This window comes from Pseudomonas rossensis (genome assembly GCF_039888995.1).
Classification (GTDB): Bacteria; Pseudomonadota; Gammaproteobacteria; order Pseudomonadales; family Pseudomonadaceae; genus Aquipseudomonas; species Aquipseudomonas rossensis.
Genome location: NZ_JBBWCB010000036.1, coordinates 1 through 12,784, shown reverse-complemented (window position 1 = coordinate 12,784; position 12,784 = coordinate 1). Strand labels below are relative to the sequence as shown.

10 protein-coding genes are annotated in these 12,784 nt (G+C 58.0%); 3 read left to right on the top strand and 7 right to left on the bottom strand.

Annotated elements, in window-relative coordinates; all coding sequences use genetic code 11:
• Positions 1–201: 201 nt before the first annotated feature.
• On the top strand, positions 202–1,476 hold the full coding sequence (locus WLY71_RS12160; RefSeq protein ID WP_347803738.1) for an Hsp70 family protein: 1,275 nt from the start codon (positions 202–204) through the stop codon (positions 1,474–1,476).
• Between the two features lie 135 nt (positions 1,477–1,611).
• On the opposite strand, the gene WLY71_RS12155 is transcribed toward WLY71_RS12160, so the two are convergent.
• The 4 genes from WLY71_RS12155 to WLY71_RS12140 all read right to left on the bottom strand — a co-directional run bounded on the left by WLY71_RS12155 (position 1,612) and on the right by WLY71_RS12140 (position 8,615).
• Positions 1,612–2,625 carry an AI-2E family transporter gene (locus WLY71_RS12155; RefSeq protein ID WP_347803737.1) on the bottom strand — a complete coding sequence of 338 codons (1,014 nt, stop codon included), beginning with the start codon at positions 2,623–2,625 and terminating at the stop codon, positions 1,612–1,614.
• Positions 2,626–2,805: 180 nt separating this feature from the next.
• Complete coding sequence (locus tag WLY71_RS12150) at positions 2,806–3,111, bottom strand: PsiF family protein (RefSeq protein WP_347803736.1); 306 nt, start codon at positions 3,109–3,111, stop codon at positions 2,806–2,808.
• A gap of 85 nt (positions 3,112–3,196) precedes the next feature.
• The gene (locus tag WLY71_RS12145; protein WP_347803735.1) at positions 3,197–7,624 is read right to left on the bottom strand and encodes a dermonecrotic toxin domain-containing protein; all 4,428 of its coding nucleotides are present in this window, start codon (positions 7,622–7,624) and stop codon (positions 3,197–3,199) included.
• Between the two features lie 208 nt (positions 7,625–7,832).
• Positions 7,833–8,615, bottom strand: coding sequence for an AraC family transcriptional regulator (locus WLY71_RS12140; protein ID WP_347803734.1), 783 nt, complete (start codon positions 8,613–8,615; stop codon positions 7,833–7,835).
• A gap of 96 nt (positions 8,616–8,711) precedes the next feature.
• Between WLY71_RS12140 and WLY71_RS12135 the strand changes: the two genes are divergently transcribed.
• The gene (locus WLY71_RS12135) at positions 8,712–9,599 is read left to right on the top strand and encodes a DMT family transporter (protein WP_347803733.1); all 888 of its coding nucleotides are present in this window, start codon (positions 8,712–8,714) and stop codon (positions 9,597–9,599) included.
• Between the two features lie 84 nt (positions 9,600–9,683).
• On the opposite strand, the gene WLY71_RS12130 is transcribed toward WLY71_RS12135, so the two are convergent.
• From WLY71_RS12130 to WLY71_RS12120, 3 genes are all read right to left on the bottom strand, one after another.
• Positions 9,684–10,574 (bottom strand): alpha/beta fold hydrolase, encoded by an 891-nt coding sequence (locus tag WLY71_RS12130; RefSeq protein ID WP_347803732.1) that lies wholly within the window; start codon positions 10,572–10,574, stop codon positions 9,684–9,686.
• Between the two features lie 109 nt (positions 10,575–10,683).
• Positions 10,684–10,989, bottom strand: coding sequence for a DMT family transporter (locus WLY71_RS12125; protein ID WP_347803731.1), 306 nt, complete (start codon positions 10,987–10,989; stop codon positions 10,684–10,686).
• Positions 10,990–11,628 (bottom strand): FMN-dependent NADH-azoreductase, encoded by a 639-nt coding sequence (locus WLY71_RS12120; RefSeq protein WP_347803730.1) that lies wholly within the window; start codon positions 11,626–11,628, stop codon positions 10,990–10,992.
• 110 nt (positions 11,629–11,738) lie between these two features.
• Between WLY71_RS12120 and WLY71_RS12115 the strand changes: the two genes are divergently transcribed.
• Positions 11,739–12,683 carry a LysR substrate-binding domain-containing protein gene (locus tag WLY71_RS12115; RefSeq protein WP_347803729.1) on the top strand — a complete coding sequence of 315 codons (945 nt, stop codon included), beginning with the start codon at positions 11,739–11,741 and terminating at the stop codon, positions 12,681–12,683.
• The last annotated feature ends 101 nt before the right edge of the window (positions 12,684–12,784 follow it).

Sequence of the window (12,784 nt, the reverse complement as noted above, 5' to 3'; positions counted from 1 at the left end):
GTAGCGCATCAGAAGTTTATCGGCAGCGGAGGACGGTTCTTGCGACCGTCCTGTGGCTGCCAGGCCCAATGCAGACAAGTTTGGGGCGAAGGATAGTCTTTCAAGGCGCTTATAGCTGAGATTTAGCGGATAGTCGGCCTTCGAATCTGCGCCGCACTGACATACACTGCGCGGCCGTTTTTTAACCGGAACTCGAAAGACATGAAAAACGCATCTCCAGCCCGTGCCTGTGGTATCGACTTCGGCACGTCCAACTCCACCGTCGGCTGGCTGCGCCCCGGCATGGAAACGCTGATCGCGCTGGAGGACGACAAGATCACCCTGCCTTCGGTGGTCTTCTTCAACATGGAAGAACGCCGCCCGGTGTACGGCCGCCTCGCGCTGCACGAGTACCTGGAAGGTTATGAAGGCCGGCTGATGCGCTCGCTCAAGAGCCTGCTGGGCTCCAAGCTGATCAAGCACGACACCAGCGTCCTCGGCACGGCAATGCCGTTCAAGGATTTGCTTGGGCTGTTTATCGGCCAACTGAAGAAGCGCGCCGAAACCGCCGCCGGTCGCGAGTTCGAGGAAGTGGTACTGGGTCGTCCGGTGTTCTTCGTCGATGACGATGAATTGGCCGACCAGGAAGCCGAAAACACTCTGGTGGACGTGGCACGCGCCATCGGTTTCAAGGACGTTTCGTTCCAGTACGAACCGATTGCGGCGGCCTTCGACTATGAGTCGACCATCGAAAAAGAAGAGCTGGTCCTGATCGTCGACATCGGCGGTGGTACGTCAGACTTCTCGCTGGTGCGCCTGTCCCCTGAACGCCGTACCCACGACAACCGTCACGATGACATCCTCGCCACCGGCGGCGTGCACATCGGCGGGACCGATTTCGACAAGCAGCTGAGCCTGCAAGGCCTGATGCCACTGTTCGGCTATGGCAGCCGGATGAAGAGCGGCGCCTACATGCCAACCAGCCACCACATGAACCTGGCGACCTGGCACACCATCAACTCGGTGTATTCGCAGAAGTCGACCCTGGCGCTGGGCAGCATGCGCTACGACATCGAAGACACCGGCGGCATCGATCGCCTGTTCAAGCTGATCGACCAGCGCGCCGGCCACTGGCTGGCCATGGAAGTGGAAGAAACCAAGATCCAGCTGACCCACGCCGACAGCCGCCATGTGCCGCTGGATCGCATCGAACCGGGTTTGAGCGTGGAGTTGAGCCGGGCACTGTTCGAATCGGCCATCGACAACCTGCTGGAGCGCGTGCGCAACAGCGTCACGCAAATGCTGAACGACGCTAACGTACGCGTTGATCAGGTGGACACGGTGTTTTTCACCGGTGGTTCGAGCGGAATTCCGGCACTGCGCAACAGCGTCTCGGCGATGTTGCCGAACGCGCAGCATGTGGAAGGAAACATCTTCGGCAGCATCGGCAGTGGCTTGGCGATTGAAGCGATGAAGCGCTACGGCAACATGGATTGATCCGAAACCGAGGCGCCCCCATCGCGAGCAAGCTCGCTCCCACACTGGACCTGTGTTTGCAAGACTATGTGGGAGCGAGCTTGCTCCGGGCGGCGTTCCGACGATGGCGTCAGACCAGGCCCTGCATCTCTTGGATCAAACCATCCCCACCTGCCTCAACTCACTCTTCAGATACGCGTAATAAATCGGCCCTGCCACCACCCCCGGCAGGCCGAACGCGGCCTCGAACACCAGCATTGCCAGCAGCAACTCCCACGACTTGGCACTGATCTGCCCGCCGACAATGCGCGCGTTGAGGAAGTATTCGAGCTTGTGGATAACAATCAGGTAACCCAGCGCCGCCACGGCCACCCAGATCGACAGCGACAAACCGACGATGGTGATCAGGGTGTTCGATATCAGGTTGCCGATCACCGGCAGCAGGCCGAGCAGGAAGGTCAGTACGATCAGGGTTTTGGTCAACGGCAGCTTGATCCCGAACATCGGCAGGACCACCGCCAGGAAAATCCCGGTGAAGAAGGTGTTGAGCAGGGAAATCTTGATCTGGGCGAACACGATGTTGCGAAACGCCTGGACCAGCAGGTGCAAACGGTCGAATAGCGCGGCGGCCAATGGCTTGCGCTTGGTCACGTCCGGCACGCGCTGCAAGGCAATGATCGCCCCCAGCACCATGCCGATCAGCAGCGTCACAAACATGTGCGCCGCGTCCTTGCCCACCAGTTGCAAGTCGCTGAGGTGCTTGCTCATCCACTCGCCAATCGCCACGCGGAACTCGGCGGCACTGGCCGGCAGATAGACGTCGATGAACGGCGGCAATTGCCCGCGCGCACGGTCGACCACAACCATGAATTTGTCGAGAGAAGCGCCGGGGTTTTCCGCTTCATGCAGCAGAAAGCTGATGGCGCCGGCAAAGATCAGCGTCAACACACTGACCACTAACGTCCCCAATAACGCCACCGCCAGCCAGCGCGCCCGCCGACCTTCGATCAGCCGCTGCAATTGCGGGGTGAGCATGTTGACCAGTTCGAACACCAACAGCCCGGCCAGCAGACTGGGCAGCAATCGCAGCGGGATCACCAGCAGCAAACCACCAAAGATGATGACCCAACTGATTAGCAGCAAGACTTGGCGTTGAGAAAACGTTGGCATACAGCCTCAAAACGAACGGCGTAAAAGGATTGGCAGTCTGCCAGCGTTCCGATGCCAGCACTAGGGATTGTGTAGGTCGGCGCTGGCGACTTTTTTCAGCGTCATTGCCGGCCCCTTCGCGAGCAGGCTCGCTCCCACATTTGTCCTGCGTACACAGATCCATTGTGGGAGCGAGCCTATTTATTTTTTCTTCAGGCAATCGCTCATGAAGGTTTTGCGCGCATCACCCTTGAGGGCCTGGGTGGCGGCGGTGGCGTTGCAGGTTTTCATCTTCTCTTGCTGAGGCGTCAGGGGTTTGGCGGCCTCGGTAGCCGGCGCAGCTTTGAGGCAAGTGCTCATGAAGGCTTTGCGCTCATCGCCCTTGAGGCTTTTTGCGGTAGCGTCGGCGTTGCAGGTGGTCATCTTGTTCTGTTGCTCCGTGGCGGCGAAGCCTTGGGCGCAAAGCAGCAAACCGATCATCAACAAAGGGACACGCAACATCTTCATGGAGTTTTCTCCTTGTTGCCGCGCCGAGCGGCGCGACCTCAAGGGCAGTGTAGACAAGACCTGTTACACCTTCATCCGCCAGCGATTATTCCGCGTTCTCCTGCGCACGCAGGATGTCTTCGAACGCTTTCGAGTAGCGGTTATAAGCCTCAACCCGATTCTCAATGACCGAGGCAGGCAATCGCTCGAACGAAACCGGAGTGCCGCCCTCCACGCGGTAGGTTTGGCCTAACTCATTTAAGGATGTCCATTGGGCGTACGCCCCGGACTTGTACAGCTTGTTTATTTTTATCTGCCTGAACGTGTTCGGTTCGGAAACGACAGGCAACGTCGCCGGGCCTGACGGGACCTCATTGATAAACTCGTATTCAGCGACGGCCGGACCGGGCGCGAGTGTCTCCACCGGCGGCGTTTCGAACTCGAAGTAGCCCTTGCTGGCCAAATGAGCCGTAGGGAACTCCGGCCAGGAATCGGCGACGACCAGAGCCTCGGGATTACCCAAGTCATCGCCAATGACCACATATTGATGGTCAAAATCAGTGGCTCTGACAATGTGAACGCTCGACGTCCGGGGCTGACTGGCGAGGATCGAAAACGTCACTTTCGAGTTTTCCGAGCAATTGCCGCCCTTGATTTCAATGGCTTTACGAGCCGCTTCAGCGATGGTCAGTTTTGCGGTGAAACCGCCTTCCTCCAGGTTCATTTCCCTAAGACCCTTGATCTTCGCAATCGCCGAACCGCCCTTTTCCCACATGCTCGGCAACTGATTGCCGGACAGGGGGATAAGCTCCTTGGTGCGGCAGATGGCACGCTGTGCCATTTTCAGGTCGGCCATGATTGGCGGCGAAACCTCAATCGGTTCGTCGGACGTCACGACACCACTGAACAGCAGCTCGCCATAGCTTTGCAAATCGGCCAATTCAGGGCTTGGCGTTACAGCGTTTTCCCGGACTGAACGTAACAGCGCCTGATACTCGTCGGTCCGTCCGGTGCGCTCCAGATTTCGGGCATTGATGGCCAGGTTGCGCACGGATTCGGGCAGCGGGATCAGGCCATCCCCGGTGAAAAGTTGCCCGAGCAATGGTTCAAATTGCTCTGGCAACATCAGTTTTTCCAGATCGGGCAACGCCTCAATGCTTTTTACGATACTTGCATTGGCCTCAGCGTCCGCGGCTGTGTTGGCTTCGACCAATGCCTGCCAAAGAGAATAAAAGCACTCATCAGGAAAGTTGTCGTCCATCAGCTTCAAGCCACGCAGGTAGTCATATCTTGCGTATGACGAGACGGAAGGATGAAACGCGCCTGCGACAAGCTCCGAATAGCGATCCGCGATTGCCTGCAACACGACCGCCTCACCTTCGCCGGTCGGAGCGCCGCCACGCAGGCGCATTACCTGGGGATCGAAAGTGAGCGGGTCAAGCGCGGGAAGGTCCGAAAGGACTTTCAGGAACCGATAAGGTTTCAATGCCCGGTTACGAATCGCCTCTTGCAGTTGCCGTCCTTGCCCTATGTGAATGTTCAGGGCATTACGCGCGGCGTCCGGTAGTGCCTGCAGGATCGATGTATAAAAGTCCGATCCGGCATTCAAGGTGTTGCCTTCATCGTCATAGGCCTGGAAGGTCAGGTCTTCACGTTCGACGATAGTGCGTCGAATGGTGGCATCTTCCTTGCCGATGCTGTCCAGCAACGCGCCTCGCAACTCGAACCGGTGAACGTCGATTCGCACGTCAGGATTCCAGCCGGGCAGGTTTTCCAGGGAGTGCAAGGCCAGCCTGCGGGTATCAGGATTGTCGACTGAATCCAGATGTAGCCCCTCATAAGCGCGGGCGCTTCGTACGTCCCGAAGGGCCCAGCGCGCAAGGTTTTCCAACCTGTCGGACAGTTTCCCTCGTGCGATATCCTGCAACTCCGGGCGAGTGGCAATCGCCAGCAACTCTTGGGCAACGGTGCCCGGCAAATCCGGCATTCGGGCCTGGATATTTCGCACCGAGGTACTCTTCGCACTTCGGGCATTTTCAAGCTGACGGTAGCGCGCTTCGAACAACGATGTACGCCTGTTTTTGGCAAGTTTCGCCAGTTCAAGCCTCAGCTTTCGCGCGTTCACATCGACGGCCAATACCGGTGCGCCGAACTCGTCGTTCATCAGTGTTTTTGTTTCGGCTTGATCAAGGTGGGCTAACAGCGTTTTAAGCAAATCACCGTCGATCAAGCGATCCTTTCGTATACGCACAGGTGACGCGTCGGCACGGCCAATAACCCCAAGGACCTGACCGTCAGCACCTACCAGTTCAATTGCCCGACCGGGCCATATGCCATCGAGCAACCGAAACTGAAAGGCGGGGTCGGCTTTTAAATAGTCCTGCGGATGATCACTGCCAATCTGCTCAATAAATGTCTGAATATCGTGGTCGATCCGGAAGCGCGTCACGGTATCGCTCAGCAAGGGTAAAGCGCGCTCCTTGTCGACATACATCCGGCGGATCGCGTTGGCGTCGCTGCGACTGACCGTTCGAATGTCACCGTACGCGTCCGCCAACCCTTCCATCGGCTGACCGAGTCGCGCCATCAACGTATCGTCATCCCACAAATGGGGCTGCTCACCTTCAATCACGAAAGCGCCTTCTCCATTACTCTCGACCACCGGTTGATAGGCGTCCGGCCGGGCAGGATGCTGCACCCGGTGCTTGCCGGTCTGCAGGTCTTTGTTAAGTTCGAAGTAGCGCGTATCGAGATTGAGGATCGGCTTGCCCTCATGCCGATGCAGCCATTGATCGTCGGGTTTTGAATCGGCGGACAGCATAAGATCGCGCTGGTAGGGCTCGAGGTTCTGTCCCCACAGACGCTTGTCGCCGTTGGACAGGGTGACCGGCTTGCTCCCTTCGATGAACGACGAAAGCTTGGGCAGCACCACCTCCGATCCGAGCTTCATGCCAGCGCCGAACGAGCCCAACTGGATCAAACTTTCAACGAAGCCGATCAGGTGCTCGGCCCCCTCTAGATAAACACCTTCGGCCAGGTCAACGACGCCTTCGACCACTTCACTGACTAGCTGATAAACCATGTAAGCCATCATCGCCTCGCCCAGAAAAGGCACGAATGGCGTCACGACCAATAATGCGGCATTGAGGATGTCGGACAGCATCTTCTCCAGATTGTCGAACCAGGCCCAACGCTCCATGCGATCGGCATCGGCGGTGGAAATCACCATCTCTCGTGCGTCGTTGAGGATTTTGTTTTGCTGGACCTGGTAGAGATAAACCCACAGGTCGCCATTGAAACGGGTTTCGGTATCCTCTTCGAACTTCAGGGTCCCAAAACGAAGGCGCGGGTTGTCCACGGCAGTTTCTCGCCAGACAGGCAGGTCCACGCCCCGTTCCTTTTCATGCCGGGTGATCTCGACAAGTTGACTGTTAAGCTCGGCAAAGAAATGCCCGCGGCGCTGATGGGCGACAAAGCGGCTGAAGAACTGCTGATAACTGCGCCTGTAGGGGAGGCCCTCACGAGCGGGCGCCTGGCCAGCGTCGCGTAACTGGCGGGTGAGTTCGAGCGAGAACTCGCCCAGCGACGCATACTCTTTCAACGGATGCTCGGGGTCGTTCGGCACATAGGCAATGAGTCGCCTCCCTGCACCAGGTGCGTCCAGATCACCGGTGATCAGCACAATGCCGTGCAGCCGGGTGTCCAGCATCGTCAGGTGATAATAACGAACCGGGATGCCTTCCAGTTTCAGGCCTTTAACCCCTTCGAGTATGCCCTTCACCACCCGATAGCCGTTGGCCGAGATATCTTTTCGCATCAAGGCCCAATCTGTGGCGGCGTTCAGCGCGTGTTGCTGACTTTTGATGACTTTGTTCTGCACCCATCCCTGTGCCAGGCCATCGGTGGGACGCAAATAACTTTCGAGGTGTTCCTTGTATTGAGCGCCAACATCCAGCACTCGACACACTGTCTTGAACTGCTCGATAGATATCTTGTTTCGGATGCCCAGTATTTCAAAGTGACCCAGTTCGTCAGGTCTGGAAATAAACTGCGAGTCAGGGAGAAGGACTTCATTGAGTGCAAAGTTGTGCAATGCCGCATCGAGCATGGAGACGGTTCGAGATTTGACACCGCCCGTAATGTTAAGCGCCCACGGGGACAACTTTGCCGGAGAGAACAATTTTAAATAAGTGCTTCTGACATCGACGTCGATTCCGTATTGTTTTTTCAATGCCTGATGCAGTAAGGGTTCGGCAAACGCGTAAACATCCTGCAATTCACCGAGCATTCGGTCGACATCATTTTGGGCTTTCCAACTCGCCACCATCGTTTTTTTCAGACTTGAGTGCAATGCCGAAGGCGCCTCCTTACTCCATCGAGGGATACCGGACAGCCCTAGTTTCAGCGCATGCACTCTTTCCAACGAGGCATCAGCCACCCATGCGGGCATAGCCTCTTTGATAAATTCATGATGAATACCTTTTTCTTGCGCAATTAATACGGACGGTCCGCGAACTAGAACTGAATGCCCCATGACTGACAACTCCAAAGCAAGTTAATAAATGCATACTGGAGCATACAGCGAGGCATAGAAATTTTATTGAGTGTGTTTCCGACAAAACGTGTAAGAGGCTTCGCAAAAAAATAGATGTTAATTAAACAACGCCACATACACACGACACCGCAATATTTAATTTAACTTTCATTCAATAATTTTTAAGAAAAAATACAACTCAGGAGCATCAGCCTCCCCGGTGTCGCCGATACTGTTCCGGCGTGCACCCTGCCTGGCGTTGAAACATCGCGATAAACGCTGAACCGGTGCTGTAGCCCATGTCGAACGCGATCTCCTGAATGCTGCGGTGGCTGTCCAGCGCTTCGATCGCCGCCAGAAACCGCAACCGCTGCCGCCACTCACCAAAACTCATGCCCAACTCACGCACAAACCGCCGCGCCAGGGTGCGTTCGCTGACATGGATCTGCGCGGCCCATTCCGCCAATGGCCGGTTATCACCGGGCTCGGCCTGCAAGGCTTCGAGTATCCCGAGCAATCCCGAGCTGCTGGCGTAGGGCAAATAACACTCGTGGATGGGCGCCTGTTGCAGCTGATCTACCAACACCTGAGCCAGACGTTTGTCAGCGTCGTGCTCGGGAATCTTCACATCGCGTGAGGCAAAGTCTTTGAGGATTGCTTTGAGGATGTCGCTGATGGCCAGGGTGCAGGCCTGTTGCGGCAGTTCCTGGCACATCAGCGGAGCCAGGCAGACCGCGCGATAGTTGATGGGCTGATGGCTATAGAAGCTGTGCTCGGTCTGCGGCGGCACCCACACCGCATATTGCGGCGGCGACATGAAGCGGCTGCCACCGATTTCCATGTGCAATACGCCGTGGGCCGAATACTCCAGCGTGCCCCATGGATGACGGTGCGCCGAGGCATAACGATGTGCATCAAAGTCGGCATAACGGAAGTACACCGGGGCAGGCAGTTCGCTGAAGTCGAGCAGATCGATGTGTTTACTGTTCATGCTGTCCGTCATCAGGGGAAGGTTGTCTGGATCGAAGTATAGGCTTGTATCCAGACAAGCGATAATCACCCCTCATTAACGCTCTGGTTTTCTCTGATGCAATACGCTTATCCCCTGCTGGCCATTTTCATTTGGGCCGGCAACACCGTGATCACCAAGATGTCGGCCGGGGCGATCTTCCCCGCCGAGATCGGCTTTTACCGCTGGCTGCTTGCCGGACTGCTGTTCACACCCTTCATGCTCAAACCGGTGATCGCCCATTGGCCAGCGATCCGCCCGAACCTGGGCAAGATCTTTGTGCTCGGCGTGCTCGGCATGGCTGTTTACCAAAGCCTGGCGTACTTCGCGGCGAGCCTGACCTCGGCCACCAACATGGGCATCATCCTGTCGCTGATGCCACTGATGTCGCTGGCCATGGCGATCATTAGCCTCGGCCAGCGCCTGACCATCGGCGCACTGGCCGGTGCGGTGCTGTCGTTCGCGGGGGTTTTGGTGGTCGTCTCATCCGGCAGCCTTGGTGCGCTGCTTGAACACGGGGTGAACCTGGGTGACGCGATGATGCTGATCGCCACCCTGGCCTACGCGATCTACAGCACGCTGCTGAAAAAATGGCAGCTGAGATTACCGCCGCTGGTGTTGCTGTACTTGCAGGTATGGGTAGCGGTGGTGGTGCTGTTTCCGCTGTTCCTTGCTTCACCGAAGATCGGCCCGACGCTGCAGAACATTCCGCTGGTGCTTTACGCCTGCCTGCTGGCCTCGATGCTTGCGCCATTGGCGTGGATGCAGGCCGTGATCCGCCTGGGGCCGAGCCGGACCACGCTGTTTTTCAATCTGCTGCCGTTGATTACTGCGCTGATTGCGGCGGTGGTGCTGCATGAGCAGTTGGCGATGTATCACCTGGTCGGCGGGATGTTGACGTTGGGTGGGGTGATTCTTTCGGAGCGCTGGACCACGGTGTTGGGCCGCAAGATCAGCGTCGCCTGATAGAAAAAGATCGCAGCCTTCGGCAGCTCCTACGGGAGAACGCATTCCAACGTAGGAGCTGCCGAAGGCTGCGATCTTTTGATCTTATAGACCCGCGGTCTTCAGCCGTGCAGCATGCTCGACAAACAACCGGACCGGCTCCGCGCCCTTCCCCACCAAACCCAACGACTGATTGACGATGTCGAAGTGATCCATCGGATACTCATCGCCGATCACTGTCCCCAGATGCGAGCTGTAACGCCCGACCATTCCGTCGCAATGCCCGACTTCTCGAACGAAGGTCCTGGCAAACAAACGACAACTGCGGTTGGTCCCATCAAACAGGTTTCGCCCACGATCGGTCTTGCCCGGCTGCAAGGTCCCGGACCAGGAGTAATACCGCACGCCGTTGACCTCTTCCGGCCCATGCCCGCCCCAGGTTTCAGGCAAGCCCTGTGGATAACGCTGGTTGAACAGCGCCACGCCTTCAGTCGTCAGTGAATGATGGGAGGCATGGATATCCACCGGCAATTTCGGTCCGCGATAACCGGTCTCCAGCAGGCTCATCAGCGCACTGATCCAGCGCAGTAAAACGCTGAGTAAACGCCCCTTGGCGCTGTCTCCCGGATAGTGTTTGTGCAGGTAATCCGCCAGCTCAGAACCGTGATTGGGCCCTGCCACCGACGTCACCGACGCCACCCGATCCGGGCGTTTGGCAGCGGCGTAACGGGCGGTGAGCGAGCCCTGGCTATGGCCGATCAGGTTGACCTTCTCGGCCCCGGTTTCGCGCAGAATCTCGTCGATCCGCGCCAGCAACTGCTCACCACGCACTTCGCTGGAATTGAGCGGAGAAACCTGTACTGCAATCACCGTCGCCCCACCGCGGCGCAACGCCGAGACGATCCCGTACCAATATGGATAAATCAGCAGACGGATAAACCCGAGCATTCCCGGGACCAGCACCAACGGGTAACGCGTGGCAGAACCTTGCGACATGGGCGAACTTCCTTGTGATCGGTGAGGTGACGCAAGGCTGAATGCAAGACATCAGCCAAGCATCGGCATCGAAGATGACAACTCGACGACCAGTCTATGACATCCCGCGCTACTTCAGCCCCACCACCCCCGCCACGATCAATCCGACCGACACCAGTTTGACCGCCGTCAGGCTTTCACCGAGCAACGCAAACCCGAGAAACACCGTGCCCAGTGAGCCGATGGCGGTCCAGATCGGGTAAGCGATGCTCACCGGCAACTCGCGCAGGGCCAGGGTCAGGAAGTAGATCCCGCCCACCGCGGCCACCACGGTGATCATCGACGGCCAGAGCCGGGTGAAGCCTTCGGCGTACTTCATACCCATGGCAAAGGTGACTTCGAAGCCGGCGGCGATCAGCAAAAACAGCCAGGCCATCTAGAACTCCCTGGCCAGCGCACGCAAACGCTGCTCGGCCTCGGCGGCGGAGATCTGGAAGGTGCGCGCCTCGGATTCTTCGCCTTCGGCGGCCACGACCGTGATGTCGGTGATGCCGATGAACCCCAATGCCGTTCGCAACAACGGGTCGGCATGGTTCATCGCCTCAAGTGCTCCACCGGGCCCGAAACCGAACCCGCCGCGACTGGTGACGATCAACGCTTTTTTGCCCTGCACCAGCGGCTCGTATTGGGCGACGCCATTGTCCAGGGTGTGATTGAAGGTCAACCCGAGTCGCACAATCTGATCGATCCAGGCCTTGAGGCCGCTGGGCACGCTGAAGTTGTGCATCGGCGTGGAAATCACCAATAAATCGTGACCGAGTACCTCGCCCACCAATTCATCGCTGAACGCCAGGTCGGCCTGCATCGACAGCGGCCGCGCATCGGGCTCGGGGTAAAACGCGGCGGCCACAAAAGCCTCGTTGACCGGCGGAATCAACGCCCGACCGACTTCGCGACGGGTCAGGTGCGACTGCGGATTGGCCGCTTGCCAGGCTGAAAGAAACACCTCGGCCAAGCGCCGGGAGTGAGAACGGTCGCCACGGGGGCTGGCATGTACGGCAAGAATTGTGCTCATCTGAATCTCCTGAAGGACTAAACTCAAACTGCTTGTGGCTTGCAGCTTGAAGCGCGTAGCCGCCCCTCTTCAAATGAACAAAAATCATTCTGGATGAATCTATTTCATCCATGGAGCTTTCAATGTTTGCCTCGCTGCCGCTGACCGCCCTGCGCGCCTTTGAATCCGCCTCGCGCCTGCTGAGCTTCAAGGCTGCCGCCGAAGAACTCTCGGTGACGCCGACGGCGGTTTCCCATCAGATCCGTTCGCTGGAGACCTGGCTCGGTGTGCCGTTGTTCGAGCGACTGCCACGGCAAGTTCGCCTGACGGACTGCGGTGAACGGCTGTTCCACAGCTTGCACGGTGCCTTGCTGGAAGTGGCGCAAAGTGTCGATACACTGCGCCCGCAACGCAGCGGCGCGAGCCTGACGATCTCCACCACCGCTGCTTTCGCTGCGTTATGGCTGGTGCCCCGACTGGGCCGGTTCTACGCCCGGCACCCGAACATCAGCCTGCGGCTCGATACCCATTGCGAAGTCATCGATTTGCATCAGGACGCCAGCGTCGATCTGGTGCTGCGCTATAGCCTCGGTGATTACCCGAACCTTTATGGCCTGTGTCTGTTCGACGAATCCTTCGGTGTTTATGGCTCGCCGGAGCAAGTCGCCCTGGCCGCCAGCCGAACGCCGACGCTGATCAGCGTGCGCTGGCATAACTCCAAACTGTACGCCCACGGCTGGGAGGCCTGGTGCGCACAATCCGGCGAGAACTGGCTTGCGGGGCAACCAGCGGTTCGCGAATACGACGAAGAGCATTACGCCCTGCAAGCGGCGATTGCCGGGCAAGGCCTGGTGCTGGCGAGCAATATTCTGGTGTCCGAGAGCGTGGCCAGTGATTTGCTGGTGGCTTACAAGGGGAAGGTTCAGGTCGATGGTGCCGGTTACGCTGCACTGTGCGTTCCGGGGCGCGAACGGCATCCGCCAGTGCGGGCGTTTTTTGCGTGGTTGCAGGAAGAAGCAGCGTTGTCGGGGCTATTGCCAAGATCGCGTCCTTCGGTAGCTCCTATGAGGGGATGACATGGCCGACACTCTGAAAGACCTGTAGCGCCTGCCAGACCGCCATCGTCGGATCGCCGCCCGGAGCAAGCTCGCTCCCACAGGAGATCACTGTACCTGTG